Source organism: Bradyrhizobium sp. WBAH42 (assembly GCF_024585265.1).
In the GTDB taxonomy this organism is placed as follows: Bacteria; Pseudomonadota; Alphaproteobacteria; order Rhizobiales; family Xanthobacteraceae; genus Bradyrhizobium.
Window position 1 is genome coordinate 120720 of sequence record NZ_CP036533.1, and the last position, 25578, is coordinate 146297.

24 protein-coding genes are annotated in these 25578 nt (G+C 64.6%); 10 read left to right on the forward strand and 14 right to left on the reverse strand.

Annotated features, from left to right (window positions below; genetic code table 11):
* Positions 1 to 113: 113 nt before the first annotated feature.
* Together DCG74_RS00620 and DCG74_RS00625 are read right to left on the reverse strand one after the other, a co-directional pair.
* Complete coding sequence (locus DCG74_RS00620) at positions 114 to 503, reverse strand: response regulator (RefSeq protein WP_172788394.1); 390 nt, start codon at positions 501 to 503, stop codon at positions 114 to 116.
* A complete protein-coding gene (locus tag DCG74_RS00625; RefSeq protein ID WP_246708988.1) occupies positions 500 to 4078 on the reverse strand; it encodes a GAF domain-containing protein in 3579 nt (1192 codons plus the stop codon). Before DCG74_RS00625 ends, DCG74_RS00620 begins: the two co-directional genes overlap by 4 nt.
* Before the next feature lie 280 nt (positions 4079 to 4358).
* Between DCG74_RS00625 and DCG74_RS00630 the strand changes: the two genes are divergently transcribed.
* On the forward strand, positions 4359 to 5132 hold the full coding sequence (locus DCG74_RS00630) for an SDR family NAD(P)-dependent oxidoreductase (RefSeq protein ID WP_172788396.1): 774 nt from the start codon (positions 4359 to 4361) through the stop codon (positions 5130 to 5132).
* Between the two features lie 118 nt (positions 5133 to 5250).
* Here DCG74_RS00630 and DCG74_RS00635 read toward each other — a convergent pair whose 3' ends face one another.
* From DCG74_RS00635 to DCG74_RS00665, 7 genes are all read right to left on the reverse strand, one after another.
* Positions 5251 to 5928 carry a hypothetical protein gene (locus DCG74_RS00635; protein WP_172788397.1) on the reverse strand — a complete coding sequence of 226 codons (678 nt, stop codon included), beginning with the start codon at positions 5926 to 5928 and terminating at the stop codon, positions 5251 to 5253.
* 222 nt (positions 5929 to 6150) lie between these two features.
* Positions 6151 to 6633 (reverse strand): transcription elongation factor GreA, encoded by a 483-nt coding sequence (greA, locus tag DCG74_RS00640; RefSeq protein ID WP_172788398.1) that lies wholly within the window; start codon positions 6631 to 6633, stop codon positions 6151 to 6153.
* 58 nt (positions 6634 to 6691) lie between these two features.
* Positions 6692 to 7168, reverse strand: a complete 477-nt coding sequence (locus DCG74_RS00645) for a hypothetical protein (RefSeq protein WP_172788399.1) — start codon at positions 7166 to 7168, stop codon at positions 6692 to 6694.
* A 65-nt stretch (positions 7169 to 7233) separates the two neighbouring features.
* Positions 7234 to 7572, reverse strand: a complete 339-nt coding sequence (locus DCG74_RS00650) for a hypothetical protein (RefSeq protein WP_172788400.1) — start codon at positions 7570 to 7572, stop codon at positions 7234 to 7236.
* A gap of 174 nt (positions 7573 to 7746) precedes the next feature.
* A complete protein-coding gene (locus DCG74_RS00655) occupies positions 7747 to 8265 on the reverse strand; it encodes a hypothetical protein (protein WP_172788464.1) in 519 nt (172 codons plus the stop codon).
* Between the two features lie 38 nt (positions 8266 to 8303).
* Positions 8304 to 9851 (reverse strand): acetolactate synthase large subunit, encoded by a 1548-nt coding sequence (locus DCG74_RS00660; protein WP_172788401.1) that lies wholly within the window; start codon positions 9849 to 9851, stop codon positions 8304 to 8306.
* Between the two features lie 46 nt (positions 9852 to 9897).
* Positions 9898 to 10206 carry a hypothetical protein gene (locus tag DCG74_RS00665; protein WP_175421735.1) on the reverse strand — a complete coding sequence of 103 codons (309 nt, stop codon included), beginning with the start codon at positions 10204 to 10206 and terminating at the stop codon, positions 9898 to 9900.
* On the opposite strand from DCG74_RS00665, the gene DCG74_RS00670 reads away from it, so the two are divergent.
* Both DCG74_RS00670 and DCG74_RS00675 read left to right on the forward strand, forming a co-directional pair.
* The gene (locus tag DCG74_RS00670; RefSeq protein ID WP_172788402.1) at positions 10115 to 10690 is read left to right on the forward strand and encodes a L,D-transpeptidase; all 576 of its coding nucleotides are present in this window, start codon (positions 10115 to 10117) and stop codon (positions 10688 to 10690) included. The two genes, DCG74_RS00665 and DCG74_RS00670, sit on opposite strands and share 92 nt — an antisense overlap.
* A 221-nt stretch (positions 10691 to 10911) precedes the next feature.
* A complete protein-coding gene (locus tag DCG74_RS00675) occupies positions 10912 to 11727 on the forward strand; it encodes a DUF2927 domain-containing protein (protein WP_172788403.1) in 816 nt (271 codons plus the stop codon).
* Between the two features lie 190 nt (positions 11728 to 11917).
* On the opposite strand, the gene DCG74_RS00680 is transcribed toward DCG74_RS00675, so the two are convergent.
* Complete coding sequence (locus DCG74_RS00680) at positions 11918 to 12724, reverse strand: class I SAM-dependent methyltransferase (protein ID WP_172788404.1); 807 nt, start codon at positions 12722 to 12724, stop codon at positions 11918 to 11920.
* 93 nt (positions 12725 to 12817) lie between these two features.
* A complete protein-coding gene (locus DCG74_RS00685; protein WP_172788405.1) occupies positions 12818 to 13945 on the reverse strand; it encodes a threonine synthase in 1128 nt (375 codons plus the stop codon).
* Positions 13946 to 14292: 347 nt separating this feature from the next.
* On the opposite strand from DCG74_RS00685, the gene DCG74_RS00690 reads away from it, so the two are divergent.
* The 4 genes from DCG74_RS00690 (at position 14293) to DCG74_RS00705 (ending at position 17840) form a co-directional block, all read left to right on the forward strand.
* Positions 14293 to 15549 (forward strand): GTP cyclohydrolase II, encoded by a 1257-nt coding sequence (locus tag DCG74_RS00690; protein ID WP_172788406.1) that lies wholly within the window; start codon positions 14293 to 14295, stop codon positions 15547 to 15549.
* 5 nt (positions 15550 to 15554) lie between these two features.
* Positions 15555 to 16793 (forward strand): URC4/urg3 family protein, encoded by a 1239-nt coding sequence (locus tag DCG74_RS00695; protein WP_172788407.1) that lies wholly within the window; start codon positions 15555 to 15557, stop codon positions 16791 to 16793.
* Between the two features lie 137 nt (positions 16794 to 16930).
* Entirely contained in the window at positions 16931 to 17560 is a 630-nt protein-coding gene (gene upp, locus DCG74_RS00700; RefSeq protein ID WP_172788408.1) for a uracil phosphoribosyltransferase, read from the forward strand.
* Between the two features lie 67 nt (positions 17561 to 17627).
* On the forward strand, positions 17628 to 17840 hold the full coding sequence (locus tag DCG74_RS00705; protein WP_172788409.1) for a hypothetical protein: 213 nt from the start codon (positions 17628 to 17630) through the stop codon (positions 17838 to 17840).
* Positions 17841 to 17858: 18 nt separating this feature from the next.
* Here DCG74_RS00705 and DCG74_RS00710 read toward each other — a convergent pair whose 3' ends face one another.
* Together DCG74_RS00710 and DCG74_RS00715 are read right to left on the reverse strand one after the other, a co-directional pair.
* Positions 17859 to 18968 carry a M48 family metallopeptidase gene (locus DCG74_RS00710; protein ID WP_172788410.1) on the reverse strand — a complete coding sequence of 370 codons (1110 nt, stop codon included), beginning with the start codon at positions 18966 to 18968 and terminating at the stop codon, positions 17859 to 17861.
* A 3-nt stretch (positions 18969 to 18971) separates the two neighbouring features.
* Positions 18972 to 20117, reverse strand: coding sequence for a YjgN family protein (locus tag DCG74_RS00715; protein ID WP_172788465.1), 1146 nt, complete (start codon positions 20115 to 20117; stop codon positions 18972 to 18974).
* Positions 20118 to 20510: 393 nt separating this feature from the next.
* Between DCG74_RS00715 and DCG74_RS00720 the strand changes: the two genes are divergently transcribed.
* On the forward strand, positions 20511 to 21776 hold the full coding sequence (locus DCG74_RS00720; protein ID WP_172788411.1) for a cytochrome P450: 1266 nt from the start codon (positions 20511 to 20513) through the stop codon (positions 21774 to 21776).
* 25 nt (positions 21777 to 21801) lie between these two features.
* Complete coding sequence (locus tag DCG74_RS00725) at positions 21802 to 23076, forward strand: cytochrome P450 (protein WP_172788412.1); 1275 nt, start codon at positions 21802 to 21804, stop codon at positions 23074 to 23076.
* A gap of 281 nt (positions 23077 to 23357) precedes the next feature.
* On the opposite strand, the gene DCG74_RS00730 is transcribed toward DCG74_RS00725, so the two are convergent.
* Complete coding sequence (locus DCG74_RS00730; RefSeq protein ID WP_172788413.1) at positions 23358 to 24278, reverse strand: LysR substrate-binding domain-containing protein; 921 nt, start codon at positions 24276 to 24278, stop codon at positions 23358 to 23360.
* 125 nt (positions 24279 to 24403) lie between these two features.
* Between DCG74_RS00730 and DCG74_RS00735 the strand changes: the two genes are divergently transcribed.
* Positions 24404 to 25573 (forward strand): acyl-CoA dehydrogenase family protein, encoded by a 1170-nt coding sequence (locus DCG74_RS00735; protein ID WP_057027777.1) that lies wholly within the window; start codon positions 24404 to 24406, stop codon positions 25571 to 25573.
* The last annotated feature ends 5 nt before the right edge of the window (positions 25574 to 25578 follow it).

Genomic DNA, 25578 nt, shown 5'->3' on the forward strand with positions numbered 1-25578 from the left:
TTTGAATCCCCGATTTTTCTGACGAAGATTGACGGAGGATGCCTGCTTTCAATTGGGGTAGCGTCTGCGAAGTTTCCACTTTGCGAGCGATTCAGTTTGTCACAATGGTTGCGTCATGCGGCCCGTTCAAGCCTCGTATCGATCTCCTGGCGCAGCGCCGCGAAGTCGATTGGTTTGGTCAATAGGTCGGCGGCGCCCTTCTCCAGCGCCTTGCGCCTGGTCTCGGCATCACCGTAGGCCGTGATCATGATGACAGGCACATCGGGGCGGGCCGAGCGCACGATAGGCAGCATCTCCAGTCCGCTCATTCCGGGCATGTTGATGTCGGACAGGATCAGAATCAGGGTGGCATCCGCAATCTCGGCCGCGCGCTGCAATGCCAGGGGTGCCGAGGATACGAACTCCATCAGAAAACGACCGGCGCGCAGATCGCGCCGAAACTGCTGGCGGAAAAGCGCCTCGACATCGGGCTCGTCGTCAACGACCATTATATAGACGCTCAACTTCTGCCTCCCGTCTGCAACGGTGCCGCCCGCATGCGCGGCAGCGTAATGATGAACTCGGTATATTCGCCCGGCTCGGTATCGACCTCGATGCTGCCGCCGTGCTGCTTCACGATGATGTCGTGGCAGATCGAAAGGCCGAGGCCCGTTCCTTCGCCGGCCGGCTTGGTGGTGAAGAACGGATTGAATATCTTCTCTCTGACATCGGCCGGGATGCCGGTGCCATTGTCGCGAATGCGGATTTCGACGGCGCCGCCGAGGTCTGTGGTCGTCGCGCGCAGCCTTGGCTCGAAGCCGTCACCGGCGGCGTCCTTTTGCTTGCTTGCCGCGTAGAAACCGTTTGAAACCAGATTGAGGAACACCCGCGTGATCTCCTGCGGATACAGCTCGAGCGCGCCCGCAGACGGATCCAGCTTTCTTTCAAGCGTGATGTTGAAGCCGGCTCTTTCCGCGCGGGCTCCGTGATAGGCGAGGTTGAGGCTTTCCTCGAGGATGACGTTGATGTCGGCCGCGCGGCGTTCGCCAGACCCTTCGCGGGAATGCAGAAGCATATTCTTGACAATGGAATCGGCGCGCGTTCCGTGCTGCACGATCTTTTTAAGGTTACCTCTCAGCATGTGTATCAGCGCGTCGATGTCCTGCCTTTCCGCCTCGCCCAGGCCGGCTGAGCGCAGCGCGTCGCCGAGCTCGTCGGTGAGTTCGGAGGACAGCGCCGCAAAGTTGTTGACGAAATTGAGCGGGTTCTTGATCTCGTGCGCAATGCCGGCCGTGAGTTGCCCGAGCGAGGCAAGCTTCTCGGTCTGGATCAGCCGGTCCTGCGCATTTCGCAACTCCTCGAGCGATTGCGACAATTCCATGGTGCGCTCGCGCAACTCATTCAGCAGGCGCGCATTTTCGATCGCGATCACGCCCTGGTGCGCGAAATTGGATACGAGCTCGATCTGCTTGTCCGTGAAGGGTTTGACTTCCTGGCGGAAGATCGTGATCGTGCCAATCAGCTCATCTTCCTTGAGCATGGGCACGATGACGAGGGTCCTTGCGCCGGCAAGGTCGGCAAGCGCGCGAACGTTGGGGTTGCCTTCGACATAGGGCGGCTGCGTCCTGATGTCGTCGATATGAACCGTCTGATGCGTCTTCTCGACGGTGCCGAGCCCGCTCGCGGGATGTGGGCGAATGTGCTGGTAGAGCCGGGTATCGACATAAGCTTGCGGCGCGTTGTGCAATGCGACCGTGCGAAAGCCGCCCTCCTCGTAGAGATTCATGGTGCCAAAACCGGCGCCGCAAATTCGCGTCGCATTCTCCAGCATCTTGTGGAAGACCGGAGTAAGTGCGCCCGATGAAGCGCTTATGATTTCCAGCACCTCCGATGTTGCCGTCTGCCGCTCCAGCGATTCATTCAATTGCTCGAACAAACGCACGTTGCCGATGGCGATGACAGCCTGATCGGCAAAGGTCTGCAGCAGCGTGATCTGCTTGTCGTCGAATGGGCGCACCTCGGTACGACGCAGCACGATCGCCCCCATGCTCTCGCCTTCGCGCAAGAGCGGCACACTCAAAACGGTCCGAACGTTGGAGCGAAGCGCATATTCGCGTCCTGTCGGGTATTGCTCCCCTTCGGGCCCGAGCAGGTCGTGCACCTGAACGGTGCGACGATCGATAATCGCCCAGCCGGTCGGCGATTTGACACTGATCGGTCGTCGGCTCCACACCACGGGAACCGGGCCATGGTGCGCCTGGATGACGATATCGTCGCCATCCCTCAGAATGACCAGTGCATCATATGCCTCGCAAAGCCCGCATGCGCTTTCCACGATCGCCTTGAGCACCGGACCGACTTCGGTCGGGGAGGAAGCGATGACCCGCAAGATATTGGCGCTGCCGGTCTGGTACGTCAGCGCCTCGGACAGATCGCGCGTCCTGGTTTTCAATTGTTCGAACAGCCGGACATTCTCGATGGCGATCACCGCCTGGTCGGCAAACGTGGCGACGAGCTCGATCTGTTTTTCGGTGAAGGGCTGCACGCGCTTGCGGGCGATCACGATCGCGCCGATCGGCTCATTCTCGCGCAGGAGTGGAACACCGAGCGCCGTGCGTTGACCCGCCATCGTGATCGACGCCTGCAGGCCGTATTCGGGATCGGCAGCGACGTCGAGGATCTGCACCGGACGGCGTTCGAGGACGGCTCGACCCGTGACCGTGCCCCTGCCGGGGGCGATCGGATGAGCCTGCAGAAAAGCGATGTAGTCCTCGGAAAACCCGACCGCTGCTCCGGCCTGATATTCATCGCCCTCGCGGCGCATGATGAAGGCCATCTCCGCTTCGCACAGCCGTGCCGCCGACTCGACCAGCGTGTCGAGCACGGTTTGCAGATCGAAGGTCGAGCGGCTGATCACCTTCAGCACATCGGCCGTCGCGGTTTGCTGCTGGAGCGATTCGGCGAGGTCGCGCGTCTTCGCCTGGACCTCATCGAACAGCCGCACATTCTCGATCGCGATCACGGCCTGATCGGCGAAAGTGGAGACCAGGTCAATCTGCTTATCCGTGAACGAGTTCACGGTCTTGCGGCCCAGGAATAGCACGCCGATCGTTTCTCCGGACCGGAGCAAGGGTACGCCCAGGAGGGTGCGGTAACCGCCGGCCCTCTGTTGCTCGGGATAGGCATAGTCCGGATCGACCAGGACGTCCGGGATCTGAACAGCCTTGCCGCACAGCAGGACGCGCCCGACCAGGCTACCGCGTCCCGCATTGAGCCGAACGCCCGCCGAGGCCTTGGCCCACTCGGGCGAGAAATTGTAGCGAGTTGCATGATAGTAGCCACCATCGCCATCGTGCCGGACGATTGCCGCCATGTCGGCACCACACAGCCACGCCGCCGATTCCGTCAGCGTGTCGAGAACGGTTTGCAGATCGAACGCGGAGCGGCTGATGACTTTCAACACATCGGCGGTCGCGGTCTGCTGCTGCAGCGATTCCCGCAAGTCGTCGGTACGCGCCTGCACCTCGTCGAACAGCCGCGCGTTCTCTATGGCGATGACAGCCTGGTCGGCGAAGGTCTGCAGAAGCTGCACATGATGCGGAGCGAAGGCCCCCGGCTCGGCTCGCGTGACGCTGATCATGCCGATCACCACGCCGCCGGTCGCGAGCGGAACGAACAACATGCTGCGAAAGCCGCGGGCCCGCGCGATGAATTTGATGTCGTTCGTCAGCGCTTCAGTATCGGGCGTCGGCACCACCTTACCGGCCTCTGCCCTCGCAAAACTCTCGAAATCGGCGATCGGACGCGGAAACATCTTCTTCAACGCTTCATCGGCGGCAGGATTCGTCGGCGTGAACGCCGCCAAGTGGGCATTGCCGTCGATGAAGCGGAATACGGTCGTCGAAAAGCCGCCGAGCAAGGCATTTGCGCGCCTCGCGATCGCATCGAATACCGGCTTCACCTCCGATGGCGAACTGGCAATGATCTTGAGAATGTCCGCGGTGGCGGTCTCGCGATCTTGTGCGGCGCGCAATTCGGCCAGGAGCCGCGCGTTCTCCTGCTGCAAATCCGCCACAACGTCCTGAGGAAGCGCGGCCATGATGAAAATCCACGTCGCCAGCCGGTTCGCGGCCGACGTCAAAATCTAATCAAGAATGTATCGGGAATTATTCCACCATCAGGTGCTTTCGACCAGAGGTACCGTGAGTTGATTTTCGATCGACTACGCGTCAATTCGCCTTTCGTGATCGACGAAAGCGGCGAGTTCCGCAAAATGCCGCTGGAGGCCGCTTTGCTTCGGGTCCGCAGGCCTCGGGGGCGCGGGACCCGAGTGCCGCGAGCGCCGTAGATTGCGTCCTGAAACACCCTAGGAGAACCCCATGGCGACCATATTCATCACCGGCAGCACGGACGGCCTCGGCCGGGCGGCGGCGCAATCGCTCCTCGATCGGGGCCACCACGTCGTGCTGCACGCGCGTTCGGCGGATCGTGCTGCGGCCCTCGGCGGGCTCACTTCGCGCGCCCGGGGATTGGTGATCGGCGATCTCAGAAGCGGCGAGGAGACGCGGAGCATCGCCGACCAGGTCAACGCGATCGGGCGCCTGGATGCGGTCATCCACAATGCCGGCGTCTACACGCGGCCGAGCCGCGGCGCGACCCCTGAAGGCCATGCCGAGACGCTGGCCATCAACACGCTTGCGCCGTTCATGCTGACGGCCCTGATCGCGCGGCCCGCCCGATTGATCTATCTCAGCAGCGGATTGCACCGCGGCGGAGAGGGCTCGCTCGACGACCTCGATTGGACCAAGCGGGCCTGGAATGCGGCCAAGGCCTATGCCGAGAGCAAGCTGCACGTCGTCGCGCTCGCCTACGCGCTGGCGCGGCGCTGGCCCAACGTCCTCTGCAACGCCGTCGATCCCGGTTGGGTGCGCACGAAGATGGGCGGCGCGGGCGCCCCGGTCGATATCGACACGGGGCAACGGACCCAGACCTGGCTGGCGGTCAGCGAGGATCACGCGGCGCGGGTGAGCGGACGCTACTGGCATCATCTCGAGCAGCAAGAGCCAGCCCGCGAGGCGACCGATCCGAGATTTCAGCACCAGCTCATCGGCCAATTGAGCGAGCTGACGGGCGTTGCGCTGCCGGAGGTGTAACGCACGATGTAATCCTCGTCATTGCGAGCGCAGCGAAGCAATCCAGAATCCCTCTGCGGAAAGACTCTGGATTGCTTCGTCGCAAGAGCTCCTCGCAATGACGGCGGAGAGCGGCATTTCACGCCGCGCGCTGTGGCCGCCAGGCCGTGTAGAGACCGATCAGTGTCCCGATGGCGACCAGCGCGGCTGCCAGCAGCACCTGCAATTCGCCATCGTCGGTGGGGCCGATGGACGACACCAGCCTGGTCACGATGAGGAACAGAATGCCCACCGCCGCCGCCGCACCCACGCCAAGATAAGCGAGCTCGCGCCTCAGGCTGCGGCCGAGCAGTCCGAGCGCCGTGAAATACATCGCGCAGGCGTTGGGATGAACGAACAAGGCAATGCGCGCATAGGGGCCATAGGCGTCGAACAAGGACTCGCATCGGCGCAGGGCCGCCTTAGAGGCCACCCGCTGCAGGAACGGCCGGAAGAAACGAGCCTGTCCGTAGCTGAGAACGGCGCCCAGGATGATGGCGAGCCACGCCGCGACAAAGACGGAGCCATCCACGGCCTTCGGACTGAGCGCCACGGACATCAGGATGAGGGCGGTGCCGGGAAAATAGCCGAAATACGGAAAGACCGCTTCCACCAGCACGCAGACGAACATGAAGGCCGGAAACCATGCCGACCCGGTCGCGCCATGGACGATGGCGTTCAAGTCGAACAGGCTCGTCCTGTAAAGTACGAGGTACATGCACATGGCGAGGGCAGCCAGCGCGTAGAACGGCAGCGCTCCCGACAAAAACCGTCTCATCCAATCATCAAGCTTTGTTTGGCGGAGACGACGGCCTCGCGCTGTTCCGGATCATGCTTTAGGCCAATGGGCTTGATGCTGTCGATGGCGCTCTTTGCCACGCAACCCTCGGCTTGCGCGCCCTAAAGCACAATGCGATCAAGATGAATCGTCATCGCGCTTTAGGTTATTGTTGGGCATGATCTTGTCGGAAAACCGCTACGTACTTTTCCGGATCATGCCCTACGCAATCGACAGAATCTCGATCTCCTGCGCGCCTGAACCGACGACGTCGCCGACCGCTTTTCCCATCAGCGATCGCGCAACCGGCGAGACGAACGAGATCGAGCCGGCCCTGGGATCGGCCTCGTCCTCGCCGACGATGCGGTAGGTCTGCACCCGGCCGTCGGCGCGACTGAAGCTGACCGTGCTGCCGAAGGCGACGATTTCGGTCGCGACAGGATCGGGCATCACCTGCGCCGTGCGCAAGCGTTCGGTGAGATAGCGGAGATCGCGCAGGGGCACGGCCGACTGCCGGCGCTTCTCGTTGACGTCCTCGATGGCTTGCGCGGCTTCGTAGGCCGCGCGCGCTTCGGCAAGCTGCGTCTGCAGGGCCTTGAAGCCTGCTTCCGTCACGAGGTTCGGATGCGGCGAGATCGGGCGGTCCGGCAACAGCGTCTCGGACGCAGTTTCGGCGCTCTCTTCCTTGGTGAAGGCGACACTCAATTTGAAGATCCTGTCGAACTGTTTCGTTGGCGACGCCGTGTGGCGCCGACGTCCGAGACTATATCTCAAGTTCGACAAAACGGCGGAGCTTGAAGACGAGATCCGGCACGGCCTGACGGAACCGGGTTGCGTTCTGGAAACTGGTCGAGAACGGCGCGAAGGTGAGCATTGCGTTCCAGTGCCGGTAACCATAGACCGTGACCGAAACGCCGGAGCTCGGGAAGTTTTCCAACTTGCGCAGCTCGCCGAGCACCAGATCGGCGATCGCCTCCGCCGGCAGCAGGCGCTTGCCATCCCGCGTGGTTGCGATTGACTCGGCCGGCTTTGTGGCCGCCGGGACCGCATCGGGCGCGCTCTCGGCCTTGGCCGCGGCCGCATCGGACCTGGACGTCTCGACGGGCTCCACGGGATCGGCCGGCACAATCGGCGGAACCTCGGCGAGCGGCGGCGGTGCAACATTGTCTGCGCGCTTGTTGCCTCCCAGGATGCTGCTGATCATGGCCACAAGGCCGGCATCCTTCACCTCGTCACTCATCATTCCCCCCGGGTCGAATGATCGGCGGCACCACGTTCGCTCACGTCGCGCCGCCGTGCGATCCGTTACCGTTTGTCGAACGGAATGTACTGCTGGTACTGCTTGGGCACCGAGCTGCGGTAGCGCGCCGGCACGGTGCCGGTGTCGATCGAATGATCGATCTCCTGCTGCCGGGTCATCTTCTTCTTCGCCGGCTTCTTCGACGCGCTCTTCTTGCCGTCAGTGGGCTGGCTGGACGTGTCGGTGGTCGCGCTCGGCGCTGTCGTCGTCGCAGCCGGCGCAGTGCTTGTCGCGGCAGGCGCGGCGGTTCCGCCCGTGGCTGGAGCGCCCTGCGCCAGCGCGAGCGGCGATTGCACCATGAGCACCAGCGCTGCCGTCGCAGCCAGCAAATATGATTTCTGCATCAGAACCTCCAATATGCCTGATCCGAATGGGCCAGCGTAGGCCTCCGGCATCGACGCGTGCAAGTCCGTAGACAATAGGTCCTATCCCATGCCGGAACTGTGGTGGGGATCACATTACCGGCATGGCCTATCGTCATGACATCGCAGCGCGCGTCACTGCGCCGCCGCGCCCTGCTATGCGCGCGCCCCGAGGCCGGTCTCCTCCAGCCGCGTCGCGAACCAGCGCGACAGTGCCTCGTCGACGGCGCCGGAGACATAGACCTCCGACATCGTCACATGGGGCCTGTCCAGCACCAGCAACAAGCCGATCCAATAGGGAAACCAGACATGGACGTCGGTCAGCGCCCGCAGCTTGTGCTGATCGTGATCGAGCGGCGTGTGATTGCTCGCCTTGCGAATTTCCACCGCGAGCAGATTGTTCGGGATTTCGCGCTGATGCACGACGACATCGGGGTAGATCGACTTGCCGAGATGGTCGTCGGTCGAGATGATGGTGCCGTGCGGCAGATGCAGCGTGCGCTCGCCGAGCCGGTCGTAATTGCAATCGACCGACCAGCCCGAAAACTGCTTTTCCAGATGCACGGCGAAGCGGTGCGTGACCGCCCGCTCGCCGACATCCTTCTCGAACAGGAAAGCCTCTTGGGCGTAGAAGTCCCGGAGCGCCGCGATCACCTTGTTCAGCTCGGTCTGCATCATGCCTCCGGGCTCATGGCGCTCTGTCTGTTGCCGCCCTACATCTGAACTTCGATCAGCCGCGGGCCGGGCTCGGCGACGGCTTCCGCCAACGCCTTGTTGAACTCGTCGGCGTTGGTGACGGCGCGGCCGGGCACGCCCATGCCCTTGGCCAGCGCCACGAAATCCAGCGTCGGCCGGTCGAGGCGGAGCATGTCGTTGGCGCGCTGGCCGGGCTCGCCGGCGCCGACATTGTCGAACTCGCCGCGCAGGATCTGGTAGATGCGGTTGGCGAACACGATGGTGACGATGTCGAGGTTCTCGCGCGCCTGGGTCCACAGCGACTGGATCGTGTACATCGCGCTGCCGTCGCCGACCATGGTGATGACCTTGCGGTCCGGGCAGGCGATCGCCGCGCCGATCGACAGCGGCGTCGAGAAGCCGATCGAGCCGCCCATGTTCTGCAGCCAGTCGTGCGGGGCGGCCGCCGCCGTCGGCGGGAAGAAGCCGCGGCCGGTGGTGAGGGATTCGTCGACCATGATGGCGTTCTCGGGGATCGCACAGGCAATGGCCTGCGCGATCGAGGCGAAGGTGAGCGCGCCGGTCGGCTTGACCAGCTCCTGCAAAGCCTGCGGCTTGACGTCCCTGGTGCTGGCCTTCACGGCGCCGGCGAGCGCCTCGAGCGCTGCGACCGAATTCTCGCCCCAGGAGGTCATGCGATGCACCTCGCAGCCCTGCGGCTTGAGCATGCTCGGCTTGTTCGGATAGGCGAAGAACGCCACGGGATCGTCGGACTCAACCAGCACGATATGACGGAATTTGGCCAGCATCGGCAGCGCGTTCTCGATCACGTAGTGGATGCGGTCGATCGAGAAACGGCCGCGGCCGCGCGCCATCTTCGGACGGAAGGTCGGGCCCATCACGGTGCAGCCGGTCTTGCCGGCGATGCGCTCGGCCAGCGCGAGGCCATGCTCGCTCAGCGCGCTGCCGGTCATCAGCAGCAGCGTGCCTTCGCCGTCGCCGTGCAGGATTCTTGCGGCCTGCTCGACCGCCTGCGGCGAATAGCTCGCGCGCTGCTGCTCGGCCGGAACCTCGGCAATGCCGTCGGCTTCGTTCCAGGCGGTGTCGGCGGGCAGGATCAGGGTCGCGATCTGCGGCGGCGCGCTTTTGGCGGCGGCAATCGCGGCCGCGCCGTCGGCGGCGACCGATTTGGAATCCGGGGAGGTGCGGACCCAGGACGACATCGGCCGGGCCAGGCCTTCGATGTCGGAGGTCAGCGGCGCGTTGTAGCCGATGTGGTAGACGGCGTGCTGGCCGACGATGTTGACGATGCCGGAATTGGCCTTCTTGGCGTTGTGCAGATTGGCAAGGCCGTTGGCGAGTCCGGGACCGAGATGCAGCAGGGTCGAGGCAGGCGTGCCCTTCATGCGGAAATAGCCGTCGGCCGCACCCGTCACCACGCCTTCGAACAGGCCGAGCACGCAGCGCATGCCCGGGACACGATCGAGCGCCGCGACGAAATGCATCTCGGAGGTGCCGGGATTGGTGAAGCAGACGTCCACCCCGCCCTTGACCATCGTCCGCACCAGGCTTTCCGCACCGTTCATTCTGTCTGCTCCCGCAACCGGCGTTTCCAGTAATCCGTTCGGTCAATCATTGTTCGCGCGGCCCGTCAAAGCAATAGCGGGCATTGCGGCCCTGCCCCGCGTGACGAGGCGCGGATTTGGCTAACGCTTTCCAGCAAATTGGCGCAGTTGCGATTTGGTAACGCCAGTCGTTAACGATGCGACCCTCACGGGCCCGTGGCTTGCGGAACGCGCGCAAATGTGGCCTCTGGCTTCGGTTGAATCGATTTTTTCTGGGGGAAATGATGATCCGGTTTTTTGCCGCACCGATGACCGCAATGGCGCTGTTGCTGGCTGGCGCAGCCGACGCATCCGCGGCGGGGATGATAGACTTCACGGGCACCAGTTCCACCGGCTATCTCGGCCACGGTGCGAGCCCGATTCCCCGCACCACCGTCATGTATAACGGCAATTACGCGCCCGGCACGGTCGTGGTGAACACCTCCGAGCGGCGGCTCTACCTGGTGCTCGGGAACGGGCAGGCGCTGCGCTACGGCATCGGCGTCGGCCGCGACGGCTTCCGCTGGGGCGGGGTGCACAAGATCACCGCCAAGAAGGAATGGCCGGACTGGACGCCGCCGTCGCAGATGCTGGCGCGCCGGCCGGACCTACCGCGCCACATGAAGGGCGGCATCGAGAATCCGCTCGGCGCCCGCGCCATGTATCTGGGCTCGACGCTGTACCGCATCCACGGCTCCAATGAGCCGGAGACGATCGGTCAGGCCGTCTCCTCGGGCTGCTTCCGCATGACCAACGACGACGTCACCGACCTCTATAGCCGCGTCTCGATCGGCACCACGGTGGTGGTGCTGAACAACTGACCAGACGCAAAGTCTCGTAGGGTGGGCAAAGCCGGAGGGTCGCGCGAACGCGCGGTCCGCCGGCGTGCCCACGGTTTTGAGATGGTGGGCACGGCGCTTGCGCGCCTTTGCCCACCCTACGACACTGTAACTGTCTTGCTACAGACGACGGCCGGAACCCGCAGGGCGCGTGAATTTGCGGTCTTGTGCGCGGGGCGCGAATGCGGCAGCGTCGCAGGACGATGAGCGCATCTGTCCCGCCCTCGCCCGGCCTTCGCTTCGCCCTGCTGGTGCTCGTGACGCTCACCTGTGCGCCTGACACCGCTACCATGGCTGGGGCCGGCGAGCTGCCGGCGATCTCCTCGCGCCAGCGCGCCGAGAAGAAGAGTTTTACCGACGGCGAGATCGTCGACGGCTTCCTGAAGACGGCGTTCGGCGCCGAATACCATCTTGCCGGCCGCGTCGACCGCATCCGCAAGTTCGACGGGCCGGTGCGCGTCTACGCCGAGAGCGACCGCGCCGATCGCAAGACGCAGCTCGCCAAAGTCGTGGCCGACATCGGCAAGCGCGTGCAGCATCTCGACATCGCCATGATCGAGACCAACGAAGCGGCGAACGTGCGCGTGAAGCTGGTGCGCGACCGCGATCTCTTCCGCACCATCTCGAGCTTCTACGGCGCCGAGAAGGCGCGCGAGATCCGCTCCTCACTCGATCCGCAATGCCTGTCAGGCTTCCGCAAGAACGACAATTTCGAGATCGAGCATTCCGACGTCATCCTCACCGTCGACAACGGCGATTTCACCTTCCTCGACTGCGCCTATGAGGAGCTGTTGCAATCGCTCGGGCCGATCAACGACACCACGAGCGTGCCCTGGACGATGTTCAACGACAACGTCTCGATGGGCTATTTCGACGTCTACGACCAGTACATCCTCAACCTGCTGTACGATCCCCGCATCAAGGCGGGCATGACCGTGGCGGAGGTCAAGGCGGTGCTGCCCGCCGTGCTCAAGGACGTGCGCGCCTGGGTGAAGCGGGTGAATGACCTGAAGGAGTGAAGCGCACTGCCCTCCCCTTGCAAGGGAGGGCAGTCGCATTTGAGAGCTTTTCCCTGCGGCCATCCTTCGAGACGCCCGCTTTGGGCGGGCTCCTCAGGATGAGGGCGGAGTGCGCGGCAGCAGTGTCAACGAGCACTGACGCTGATTAACCTCATCCTCAGAAGACCTCGCGGTCACCCTCGATCGCGCCTCACGCCTTCTTGGCCTTCGTCATCAGGAACTGCTGGCGCATCATATTGTTGCCGGCGTCGAAATACTCCGAGATCAACGCCTCGAACTCGGCACGGAAGCTGCTGAGCTTGTCCGGCTCGTCCTTGTACTGGGCCACGAGCTTGATCAACGGCCCGATCGTCGCTTCCATGGTGCGGCGGAAATGCTGCGGGCTGAGCGTGGACGGCGTCATCATGTCCATCTCGAACGAGATTTCCTTCGCCTTGCCCGCGAGACGCTCGGCGACGATTTTCGGATCGCCCCACAACGCCGGTGATGCGACGCCCTCGGGTGGCGGCAGATGGCGGCCGACCAGCGCGAACATGCGGCCGACATAGAGATGCGGCGGCCAAGTGGAGAAGGCGATGGTGCCGCCGGGCTTCAGCACGCGCAGCATCTCGCCGATGGCGACGTCCGGACGCGGCGCGAACATGTGACCGAACTGGCTGAGCACCACGTCGAACTCGCTGTCGCCATAGGGCAGGCTCTCGGCGTCGCCGTCGACGAAGTCGACATCGAGATTCGCCAGCCCTGCGTGCTCGCGGGCGCGCTCGATCAGAACCGGCGAGAGGTCGAGACCCCTGACCTTCGCACCGCGGCGCGCGGCCGTGATCGCTACAACGCCGGTGCCGCATCCGACGTCGAGCAGCTTTTGGCCGGCGGCAATGCCGGCAAAACCGACCAGCTTGGCCGCGGTTGGAGTCGTGAAAACCTCCATCGGCGTGAACAGCGACCAAGCTTCCTTCTGGATGGCCTTGAAACCTGCAAACGGATCCTGCGCGGTCATGGAACTCTCCCTTTGCGTGAGCTCAATCTTCATGAGGCTGGCGACGCACACCGAAGGTTCAATGCGTTAGCGTGGCTCCGCGGCACAAGGGCTCTATTGCACGAGATCGGCGACAGTGGTCGCGGCTTTCAGGCCCGTGCCGGTGAGAACAGCGACCGTGGTCTCGTTCGCTCTGATGGCCCCGGCAGCCGCGAGCTTGTCCAGGGCCGCAGCTGCGCTGGCGCTGGTCGGCTCGGCGAACAGGCCTTGCCGCGCGAGGCGGCGCAGGGCGGCGACGATCTCGTCCTCGGTGAGCGCGATGGTGCCGCCGCCGCTCTCGCGCAAGGCGGCGACGATCTCGCGCAGGCGCAGGGGGGTCTTGATCGCGGTGCCCTCCGCGACGGTCTTGCTCACCTCGCGCGCGACCGGCGTATCGACGCCGGCCTTGAAGCTTGCATCGATCGGCGAGCAGTTGAGCGGCTGCGCCGCGAACAGGCGCGGCAGCTTCGAGATCTGCCCGGCCTTCAACAGCTCGCGGAAGCCGAAGGCGCAACCGAGGAGACTGCTGCCGGCGCCGACGGGAACGATGACGTTGTCGGGCGCGCGGAAGCCGAGATCTTCCCAGATCTCGTAGGCCAGCGACTTGGTGCCTTCGAGGAAGAACGGCTGCCAATTGTGGCTGGCGTAGAAGGTCTGGCTCGACTGGCGGATGGCCTCGGCTTCGGATTCCTCGCGCGGGCCCTCCACGAGTTGCACGGTCGCGCCGTAGGCGCGGACCTGCGCGATCTTCGCCGGCGACGTCGAGGCGGGCGCCAGAATCTTGACGCGCATGCCGCCGGCCGCACCCAAGCCGGCCATCGATGAGCCGCCGTTGCCGGAGGAATCCTCCAGAATGGCGTCGATGCCGATCTGCCGCAGGAAGGACAGCATCACCGCCGAGCCGCGATCCTTGAAGCTGCCGGTCGGGTTGAACCATTCGAGCTTGAACAGCGGGCGCAGAGCGCCCCATTCCTGCTGGACCAGCGGCGTGCAACCCTCGCCGAGCGTGATCGGGGTCTTGATCTCGACCGGCAGCGCCGCCCGATAGCGCCACAGCGACCGCGTCGAGCCATCGATGTCCTCGCGCGAGATGCCCGCCCCCGGCGTCACCAGCAGCGGCGTGCGCTCGTCCGAGCACCAGCGCGGCTGGTCGAGGGGATAGAGCTTTCCGTTGCGGGGATCGATGTAGCTGGCGGCAGGCATGGCAGTCTCCAAGGCAGGGAAAGCGCTGTGCGCCGAACTTGAAGCCCGCCGCACGAAGCAACACCTCCTTGAAAACACGAAAAACAGAACTATTTCAATTCCTTAAACTGGCCTCCCGAGCGCGGCGGCAAGCTCGATGAGGCGCGGCATCGGATGCCGGCAGGCCTGACGGCCCTCCCGATGCCCGGAATTTGGCCGCGAGCGGCCCCTGCGCCCTGCCACGATTAACTTGTCTGTCGTCACCGGCCGCTACAATATGTTGGATTGAGCTTGCGCCGCCGGTTCGGCGTCGCAAGCGAGCCAGGCCCGTCCGAGCGGCGGGCCGTTGGCTTTTTGGGAGCCTGGACATGAGCCGTGCCAACCGTACCGACCACATCCGCCTGACCTCCCATCCGGAGCCGGGCAGGAAGGCCGCCTTTCCGATCCATTGGGGCGCCACTGATGCGCGCGCCCGCGGGCCGATCATCGGCACGGTATCGCGCGCCGGAGACCGCAACGTGATCGGTAGCCATGGCGGCTCCTATGCGATGTACCGGGCGCTCGCGGTCTCCGCCGGCGCGCTCGATCCGATTCGAAGGCCCGATCTCACCAACACCTTTCCGGCCGCGACCATCGGCCCGTTCCCGCAATGGAGCGATCCCACGAAAATCGTCGCGCTCGATCCCTGGGGGCACCTGGTCGCCGAGAATTTTCGCAAGGAGATCGCCGAGGGCGCGGACATCCGCCCGAGCATCGCTGTGACGCGGGCGCGGCTCGACCTGCCCGAGATCCGTGAAGCGATCGCCGCAAAGCGGCTCCGCGCCGACGGCGAGGTCGTGCACGCCAATGGCAGCGTCTCGGTGGTGAAGATCGCGATCGATCCGGTGTGGTACCTGCCGGGCCTTGCGGCGCGCTTTGGCACCGGCGAGACCGAGCTGCGGCGCACGCTGTTCGAGCAGACTGCCGGCATGTTCCCCGAACTCGTCACGCGATCGGACATGAAGGTGTTCCTGCCGCCGATCGGCGGCACTACGGTCTATCTGTTCGGCGACGTGACAAAACTGCCGGACCATCGCACCAGGATCACCTGCCGCGTGCATGACGAATGCAACGGCTCCGACGTGTTCGGCTCCGACATCTGCACCTGCCGGCCCTATCTGATCCACGGCATTGAGGAATCCGCGCGCGGCGCGCAGGAGGGCGGGCTCGGGCTCGTCATCTACAACCGGAAAGAGGGCCGCGCGCTCGGCGAGGTCACCAAATTCCTGGTCTACAATGCGCGCAAGCGGCAGGAGGACGGCGATGCGGCCGCCGCCTATTTCGAGCGCACCGAGTGCGTGGCCGGCGTCCAGGACGCGCGCTTCCAGCAATTGATGCCGGATACGATCCACTGGCTCGGCCTCAAGCGCATCGACCGTTTCCTGTCGATGAGCGACATGAAATACGATGCGCTGACCTCGCAAGGCATCGACATCGTCGAGCGCGTGCCGATCCCGCTGGAGCTGATTCCGGCCGATGCTCATGTCGAGATCGCCGCGAAGAAAGCTGCCGGCTATTACTCCACCGACATCGCGCCGGAGAAGGACGTCAACGGCGTGGTCGGGCGTTCGCTGGAAAAATACTGATCGCGATGGCGGACGCTTTGGAATCACAGGCGCGCGCACTGCTCACCGCAAAGGCGGTTCGCGCGCGCGCCGGGCAGATACTCGAGCTCGGCCTTGCCGGCGGGCTCACCCATTTCACCGTTGATCTCGACCGCATGGATGGCGTTGCCGATGCCGTGCTCGCGGTGACACGTAAAGCCTATCCGACGCTCGACATTCCGTTCCATGCGCGCTGGCGGCACTTCGTGCTCGGCGGCGTCGACCGCTGGGCCCGGCTTGCCGATGCTGCGTCCTGGCCGGATCGCGCGGCGCGGGCGCGCGCCGAGTTCGACCTCGCCATCGTCAGCGTGCTGCTCGACGCCGGCGCCGGCGCGGCGTGGCGCTATCGCGACGCCGTGACGGGAGCAGAAGTAGGCCGATCGGAAGGGCTTGCGATCGCGAGCCTCGACATGTTCGCGAGCGGGCTGTTTTCGCACGATGCCAGGGCGCCGTTCAGGGCCGATGCGGATGTGCTCGCAAGACTGCCCCTCGCCTCCATCGCCTCCGCCTTTCAGGTGAGCGACGTCAACCCGCTGCTCGGCCTGGAGGGACGCACCGACCTACTGCGTCGTCTGGGCAAGCAGGTCTCGGAGCGTGCGGACGTGTTCGGCTTGCACGATACGCCGCGGCCGGGCGGGCTGTTCGATCATATCGCGGCGCGGGCGATCGGCGGCACTGTTGCTGCGCCCGCGATCCTGTCCGCGGTGCTGAACCAGCTCGGGCCGATCTGGCCGTCGCGGCTCGAGCTCGCGGGCGTCCCGCTCGGCGATTGCTGGCGCCATCCTGCGATCAAGGCGGACGACGGCACTGCGGGCCTCGTGCCGCTGCACAAACTATCGCAATGGCTGAGCTATTCGCTGATCGAGCCGCTGCAGCGCGCCGGCTTCGAGGTGACCGACATCGACGGCCTGACCGGGCTTGCCGAATATCGCAATGGCGGCCTGTTCGTCGACCATGAGGTGCTGCGCCTGCGCGAAGCCGCGGATGCCGAGCGCGCGCATGCGGTGGACTCGCTGCTCGTCGTGGAGTGGCGCGCGCTGACCGTTGCTCTGCTGGATCGCCTTGCCGAACTGGTTCGCGTCAAGCTCGGCCGTACGTCCGAGACATTGCCGCTCGCCAGCATTCTCGAAGGCGGCACCTGGGCCGCCGGCCGCGCCATCGCCTTTGCACGCCGCCGCGATGGATCGCCGCCGCTCAAGGTGATCAGCGACGGCACGGTGTTTTAGAGAATGGATAGAGATTTTCGACCACGCGCGTCATTGCGAGCGCAGCCAAGCAATCCAGTGTCCGACCGCGGAGGGATCCTGCATTGCTTCGCTGCGCTCGCAACGACGCCTCGGTGAAATTTCAGGAGCATCTCATTATGGAAGGCGTCACGATCGTCGATCATCCGCTGGTGCAGCACAAGCTGACGCTGGTGCGGGACAAGTCCATCTCGACCAAGTCGTTCCGCGAGCTGATCAAGGAGATCGGCATGCTGCTGTGCTACGAGGTGACGCGCGACCTACCGCTCGCCGACACCGTCATCGAGACGCCGCTGGCGACGATGCATTCGGCCAAGATCGCCGGCAAGAAGCTGGTGTTCGTGCCGATGCTGCGCGCTGGCACCACCTTCGTCGACGGCATGATGGACCTGGTGCCGACCGCTCGCGTCGCCCATATCGGCCTCTACCGCGAGCCGCACAGCTTCGCGGCGGTGGAGTATTTCTTCAAATCGCCCTCTGACCTCGGCGAGCGCCTCGCCATCGTGGTGACGCCGGTGGTCGCCACCGCCAACACCGCCGTCGCCGCCATCGACCGGCTGAAGGAGCGCGGCGCCAGGGACATCCGCCTTGCCTGCCTGATCGCAGCTCCTGAAGGGCTCGAGCGGCTGCGCGGATTGCATCCGGACGTGCCGATCTGGACCGCGGCGGTGGATGAAGGGCTCGACGACAACGGGTTCATCCTGCCGGGCCTCGGCGATGCCGGCGACCGCGCCTACGGAACGCGGTAAGCGCTGCGCGCGCTTTAGGAACAGCTTCCATCGCGCGAGGTTCTCCTGCTCTAGCATGGAGAGCACGATGACCTATCAGAATGATGACCGCAGGGCCGACAGAGCGCGCCGCAACAGCCCGGTGGCCTGGGCGATCGGCGCGATCTTCGTGATCGCCGTGGTCGCCGCCGTCTTCTTCTACAACGGACGCGAGGTGGGTCCGCAGGCGACGTCGACCAATCCGAACAACGCGCCGAGCGTCACGACCGGATCGAATCCACCTGCCGCGCCGGCGAAGTGATGCGCTGAGAGCGGGCCCTCACACCTTCCCACTGCCGCAAATGCCCTTCAGCGCCTGCCACTCCTTGTCGGTCAGCAGCGGTGGGCCGCTGACGGGCCGATCCTCCGTCGTCATGCGCGCGAGGCGGTCCTCGGTCAGCGGATGGCTGGCAAGAATCGTGGCGAGCGAGGAGCCGCCTTCCTTGCCGGTGATGCGGAACATCAATTGGGCCGCAGGTTTCGGCGAACGGCCGAGCGCATGCATTGTCTCGATCGCGAAGATGTCGGCGCCGGTCTCGGCTTCGCGCGAATAGGAGGCCTCGACCAGGCTGCGCGAGGCGAAGATCACGGCCGATGAGCCGGTGATGTCGCCGAACAACAGGCCGATCAGGAACGAGGTGCCGCCGTTATAGATCAGGCCGCGCATGTTGTCGTGATGCTTGAGATGGCCGAGCTCGTGGGCGAGGATGCCGGCAAGCTCGTCGGGATTCTCGGCCTTGTCGAGCAGGCCCTTCAGCACGAACACCTTGCCGCCGGGCAGCGCGAAGGCATTCGGCACCGCGGTCGGCAGCACGCCGGCCGTCATGGTATCGTCGAGGCCGGCCGCATCGCGCAGGCGGTTGACGAGCTTCGTGAAGGCGGCCTTGCCCGCGGGGTCTTCGCAGACGCTGCGGCCGAAAATGGTCTTCATCTGGACCTCGGCGGCATCGCCAATGCGCCGTTCCACGGGCTTGGGCACCAGCGGCGCGAGCCGGTCAGCGGCGAGCGGCACGCCGAACAGGACGACGCAGACGATGGAGACGGCGGCGGCAACCGACCAGCCCACGATCTTGGCGACACCGCGGCGCGTCGTCTGGTGCTCGTCGAGACGCGTGCAGCGGGCGACCACCTCGGCGGCGAGCGCGGCATCGCGGATCTCCAGCCGGGCCAGAGGCGGTGCTGACGTCGCAGCCAGGCGCAGGATTCCAGGGGGACCGTCGGAGCGGCGAATGTCGGCATAGGCCCAGCGAACGGGCGTCGCGCCGTCCTCGGCGAACTCGAGCGCATCGCCGAGGATCAGCGTCACTTGCCGTCTGCGGCTCGAGACGCCGTCGAAGAAGATGGTCGGCTTGGCCGACTGCGCCGGGGTCTCGGCAAACACGTCACTCACAGCTCAGAATCCCGCGACATCGAGTCCGTCGGCAAAGCCTTCGCCGAGCGCGCTGGCAAGCTGACCGCTGCCGCGCACGTCCGCCGCGGTCCCGATGTTGTGCACCTCGACGGTCTCCAGCACCTTGGCCCAGAGATCGCGCTGAAGATAGACGCGCATGACGATGTTGATGGCAAGGGCGAGCGCGAAATAGCCGATCACCATCATCGCCACCATCGGGATGCTCTTCGTCGCATTGTCGCCGGCGAAGATCTCCTCGGCCGGAACGCCGGTCAGCGTGACGACGAGCAAGGCGCTGCCGCCCATATAGGCCGCGAACGCGACCGTGAGCAGCATCCACCAGCCGATCACTTTCCAGTACAGGCCGTAGAAGGCGTCGTGCGGCAGGTTCGAGGACAGGCCGACACCGCCGATCCGGATGCCGTCGAGCCACCAGCGCCATTCGCGCGCCTTGAACTCGGCGTAGAAGAACGGTGCGAGCGGGAAGATGAAGAGTGCGATCGGGCTGAGCAGCCATAGCCACCAGCCGCGCTTGAAGAAGGTCCAGCCGTCGCCTTCGAAGTCGCCGCGGAGATCGCCGTAATGGGTGTGCCGCATCTTGTAGCGTTCGAGCGCAGCCTCGCGCCAGGGCAGCGCCAGGCCGAGCGTCAGGAATACCAGCAAGCCCCACAGCATGGCGCGAAACGCGTAGGCCCAGCCCGAGCCGTCCATCCAGAAGCGGACGCCGCGCCAGACCGTGCGCGTCAGGCGGTAGCGCCGCGCGCGAAAAATCGCGAACTGGCCGAAGGCGTAGAAGGCGATGAACAGCGGCGTCGAGGCGAAGCCCTGCCAGCGCTCGAACTCGATGCCAACGAGAAAATAGGCGAGATAGATCGGCACCAGGATCGCGAGCGCGAACAGGAAGCCGACCAGGAGCTCCCTGGCCCGCCCGGTGTATTCGGCCGCATCACCGTCGATCGCGGTGTGCGTCCACAGATGACGGCGGATGTCGGTGACGAGCCAGAACCGGTAGAAGCCGAAGGTGACCAGCTCCAGCAAGGCACCCTTGGTGACCAGTTTGCGGAACTCGGAGCGATTGCCGGAGAAATCGACCCGCGTCGGCGGCAGCGGCGGGGGTAAGGGTTCGGACCCGATCGGGGTCCATTGCATGTCGTTCACGGCAGCAACCTCGGGATGCGGATCTGTTCCGGTCAAACCATAGATCAGAGGTTAGTCGATCCCCAAGATGGGCGGGTTCGATTCAGCTCGATTCCGGTCGGTTTCTGCCATGCTTCCACGACAAAACGGTGTGCGGGGGATCACGCTCGTCGATGTCCCGTAGCCTGGATGGAGCGACGCGCAATCCAGGACAGCGGCAGCGGCACGATTCCCGGATTTCGCTTGCGCTCCATCCAGGCTACGCGCTTCCATTCGGCCTACGCTCAAGGGTTGGATGTGGCAAAACTCTCCCTTGCCCCGGCGCAGACAACCGGCTGTAATTGCAAATCAAATACCGCAGCGCAGAATTCAACGACGCGCGGTTCATACCCAGGGAGAACGGTCATGCACGGGACCATCGAAAGCGCGGCCAAGCTCGACGCATTGCGCGCGCGCGCAACGTCGCTGCCGCTGGAGCAATTCGATCCGGGCGACCCTGAGTTGTTCAGGACCGATACGTTCTGGCCCTATTTCGATCGGCTGCGCCGGGAAGATCCCGTGCACTATTGCAAGGACTCGATGTTCGGGCCGTACTGGTCGGTGACGCGCTACAACGACATCATGGAGATCGAGACCAACCATGCGGTGTTCTCCTCCGCTTCCTCGCTCGGCGGCATCACCATCCGCGACATCGATCCGGATCTGCGCCGCGAGAGTTTCATTTCGATGGATCCGCCGCGCCATGCAGCCCAGCGCAAGACCGTGGCGCCGATGTTCACGCCGACGCACCTGGACAATCTCGCCATCAACATCCGCAAGCGCTCGGCCGAGTGCCTGGACAATCTGCCCCGCGGCGAGGTGTTCGACTGGGTCGACCGCGTCTCGATCGAGCTCACGACGCAGATGCTGGCGGTGCTGTTCGACTTCCCCTGGGAGGACCGCCGCAAGCTGACGCGCTGGTCGGACGTCGCCACCACGATTCCCGGCCCCGACGGTCTCGTCGCGACCGAGGACGAGCGGCAGGCCGAACTCGCCGAATGCGCCGCCTACTTCTCCCGCCTTTGGAAGGAGCGCATCGAACAGCCGCCGAAGAGCGACCTGCTGTCGATGATGGCGCATGGCACTGCTACGCGGGACATGGATGCAAAGAACTTCCTCGGCAATCTCGTTCTGTTGATCGTCGGCGGCAATGACACCACCCGCAACACCATGTCGGGCTCGCTTCTCGCGCTGAGCCAGCATCCCGACCAATATCGCAAGCTGCGCGAGAACCCTGATCTGCTCGACAGCTTCGTGCCGGAGGTGATCCGCTGGCAGACGCCGCTGGCGCATATGCGCCGCACGGCGCTCTCCGACTTCGAGTTCCGCGGCAAGCAGATCAAGAAGGGTGACAAGGTCGTGATGTGGTACGTCTCGGGCAACCGCGACGAGGAGGCGATCGACAAGCCTTACGAATTCATCATCGATCGCGCGCGCCCACGCACCCACCTGTCCTTCGGCTTCGGCATTCACCGTTGCGTGGGCCTGCGGCTTGCCGAGCTTCAGCTCAAGATTATTTGGGAGGAAATTCTCAAGCGGTTCGACCATATTGACGTGGTCGGCGAACCCACGCGGGTCTATTCGAGTTTCGTGAAGGGTATCGAGACGCTGCCGGTGAAGATTGCGGCGTGAGTCGAACGCAACTGGAGCCACGATCATGAACATCCAAGCGCCGGTCAAATCCGACAAGGCCGAACGCATGCGCAGGGCCCGCGAGGAGGCCTATGCGACGCCGTTGTCGCAGTTCCACCCCGGCGCGCCCCGGTTGTTCCAGGACGATACGCTGTGGCCCTGGTTCGAGCGGCTGCGCAACGAAGAGCCGGTGCATTACTGCACCAACGCGCCGATCGAGCCGTACTGGTCGGTGGTGAAATACAACGACATCATGCATGTCGACACCAATCACGGCATCTTCTCCTCGGACTCAAAGCTCGGCGGCATCTCGATCCGCGACGTGCCGGAAGGCTACGACTATCCGAGCTTCATCGCGATGGACCAGCCCAGGCATTCGGCGCAGCGCAAGACGGTGTCGCCGATGTTCACGCCGACGCATCTGGACGAGCTCGCAAAGCTGATCCGCCAGCGCTCGCAGACCGTGCTCGACAATCTGCCGCGCAACGAGACCTTCAACTTCGTCGAGCGCGTCTCGATCGAGCTGACCACGCAGATGCTGGCGACCCTGTTCGACTTCCCCTGGGAGGAGCGGCGCAAGCTGACGCGCTGGTCCGACGTCTCCACCGCGCTGCCCAAGAGCGGCATCGTCGCCAGCGCCGAAGAGCGCCGCCGCGAGATGGACGAGTGCTACGCCTACATGTCCAAGCTCTGGAACGAGCGCGTCAACTCGGCGCCGCGCAACGACCTGCTGTCGCTGATGGCCCACAACGAGGCCACGCGGCACATGGACCCCGACAACCTCATGGGCAACATCATCCTGCTCATCGTCGGCGGCAACGACACCACGCGCAACACCATGACCGGCTCGGTGCTGGCGCTGAACGAGAATCCCGAGCAATACGACAAGCTGCGCGCCAACCCGGAGCTGATCGATTCCATGGTGCCGGAGGTGATCCGCTGGCAGACGCCGCTGGCGCATATGCGGCGCACGGCGCTTGCCGATACCGAGATCGGCGGCAAGCACATCAGGAAGGGCGACCGCGTCGTGATGTGGTATGTCTCCGGCAATCGCGACGAGGAGATGTTCGAGAAGCCGAACGAGTTCATCATCGACCGTCCGCGCCCGCGCACGCACTTGTCCTTCGGCTTCGGCATCCACCGCTGCGTCGGCATGCGCCTTGCCGAGCTGCAGCTGCGGATCATCTGGGAGGAGATGCTGAAGCGGTTCGACCGCATCGAGGTGGTCGGCGAGCCGAAGCGGATCTATTCGAGCTTCATCAAGGGATACGAGACGCTGCCGGTGAGGATACCGGGGTAGGCCGGTCGGAGCGCCTTGAGCCCAAACCGCCTCTCCAAACTCCGCTGTCATGCCCCGCGAAGGCGGGGCATCCAGTACGCCGCGGCTTCTCGGTTCAAGCACTGCTGTCTCTGGAATACTGGATTGCCCGCCTTCGCGGGCAATGACACCGAGGGTGGGGCTAGGAGCACGTCGTCCCTAACGCTCGGCTATCACACCTCCCCCAGCTATAAAATTCCGGCATGACAGCTCGCGCCAGATGCGAAGGCACGATGGCGCGCGGCTGTTCTACCACACGCCATCTAACTCAACTTGATGTCCCACACGCCGTCCTTGCGGCAGGCGGCGACCTCCTCGCGCAACAGCGCGGTGATGGCGAGCGAGGCCGTCGAGGCCGGGCGGTCGATTGGAGAAGCAAAGATGAGCTCGCGCGTCATCGGCTTGGATACGGGGGCGGTTTCCAGCCGTCCGTCCGCGACCTCGCCGTGGACCGAGGACGGCGGCAGCAGCGCGAAGCCGAGGCCCTCCTCGACCAGGCTGGTCAGCACGCGGAACGAATCCGCCTCCAGCTGGACGTCGAGCTTGATCTTGCGCTGGGCCGCGGCGTGCTCGATCAGCGCACGGAGGCCGTGGGAGTGAGAGGGCAGCACCAGCCGCTGCCGCAGCAGCCAGCCGATGTCGACGTTCTTCTTCCGCGCCAGCCCGCATCCGCGCGGGCCGACCGCGACGATGTTGTCGCGCCCCAGGCTCTGCACGTTGAGATGCAGATCGGCCGAGCGGCCATAGAGGATGGCGAGGTCCATCTCGCCGCGATGCAGCCACTCGACCAGATGGCCGCTGTAGCTCTCGACGATGCGCAGCGAGATGCCGGGAAATTTTTCGACGCAGCGCCGTGCGAAGCGCGCCGACAGCACGCAGCTCACGGTCGGAACGAGGCCGAGCACGACCTGACCCGAGGGCGGCCCCTTGGCCGACTGGATATCGTCGCGGATCTGGTCGATCTGCCGCACGATGCCGGAGGTGCGCGCGAGCAGGAGGCGGCCGGCCTCGGTCAGCACCATGCCGCGGCCGTTGCGCGTGAAGAGTTCAGTGCGCAGCTCGTGTTCCAGCAGCTTGATCTGCCGGGAGAGCGCCGGCTGCGCCACGCGCAAGGTGTCGGAGGCCTTGGACAGGCTGCCGAGCTCCGCCACGCAACTGAAGGTCCTGAGCTGCCGGAAATCCATGCTTGCCAATCCTGGAAGGCTACTCCATACGCTATAACAAATGAGCATAGGGGGCGGGCATTGTTTTCACAACGCCCGTGGGTTGGCCGGCGTTATCTTAACTGCCGCTAAGAATTGGAAACGCCATGAGTCAAGAACACCACACCGAAGATTACGCCGACATCCGCGAGGCCGTTGCCAAACTCTGCGCGCAGTTCCCCGGCGAATACTGGCGCAAGCTCGATCGCGAGATGGCCTACCCCAAGGCGTTCGTCGATGCGCTGACCGAGGCCGGCTATCTCTCGGTGCTGATCCCCGAGGAATACGGCGGCGCGGGCCTGAAGCTGTCGGCGGCCGCGGCGATCCTGGAGGAGATCCAGCGCGCGGGCTGCAACGGCGGCGGCTGTCACGCCCAGATGTACACGATGGGCACGGTGCTGCGGCACGGCAATGCCGAGCAGAAGGCAAAATACCTGCCGAAGATCGCGAGCGGCGAATTGCGCCTGCAGGCGTTCGGCGTCACCGAGCCGACCAGCGGCACCGACACCTCCTCGCTGAAGACGTTCGCGCGCAAGGACGGCAACGACAGCTACATCGTCAACGGCCAGAAGATCTGGACCAGCCGCGCCGAGCATTCCGACCTGATGGTGCTGCTGGCGCGCACCACGCCGAAGGACCAAGTCAAGAAGCGCACCGATGGCCTTTCGGTTTTCATCGTCGACATGCGCGAGGCCAAGAACAACGGCCTCGAGATCCGCCCGATCCGCACCATGATGAACCACGCCACCACCGAAGTGTTCTTCACCGATATGAGGGTGCCGGCGGAGAATTTGATCGGTGAGGAAGGCAAGGGTTTTCGCTACATCCTGTCCGGCATGAATGCCGAGCGCATCCTGATCGCGGCCGAATGCGTCGGCGACGCCAAGTGGTTCATCGCGAAGGCGACGAACTACGCCAAGGAGCGCGCCGTGTTCGGCCGGCCGATCGGCCAGAATCAGGGCATCCAGTTTCCGATCGCCAAGGCCTATGCTTCGATGCGTGCCGCCGAACTGATGGTGAAGGAAGCCACGCGCAAATACGAGGCGGGGCTCGATTGCGGCGCGGAGGCCAACATGGCCAAGATGCTGGCGGCGGATGCGTCCTGGGAAGCGGCGAATGCCTGCATCCAGACCCATGGCGGCTTCGGCTTTGCCGAGGAATACGACGTCGAGCGCAAGTTCCGCGAGACGCGGCTTTATCAGGTGGCGCCGATCTCGACCAACCTCGTGCTGTCCTTCGTCGCCGAGCACGTGCTCGGCATGCCGCGCTCGTACTGAGGTTC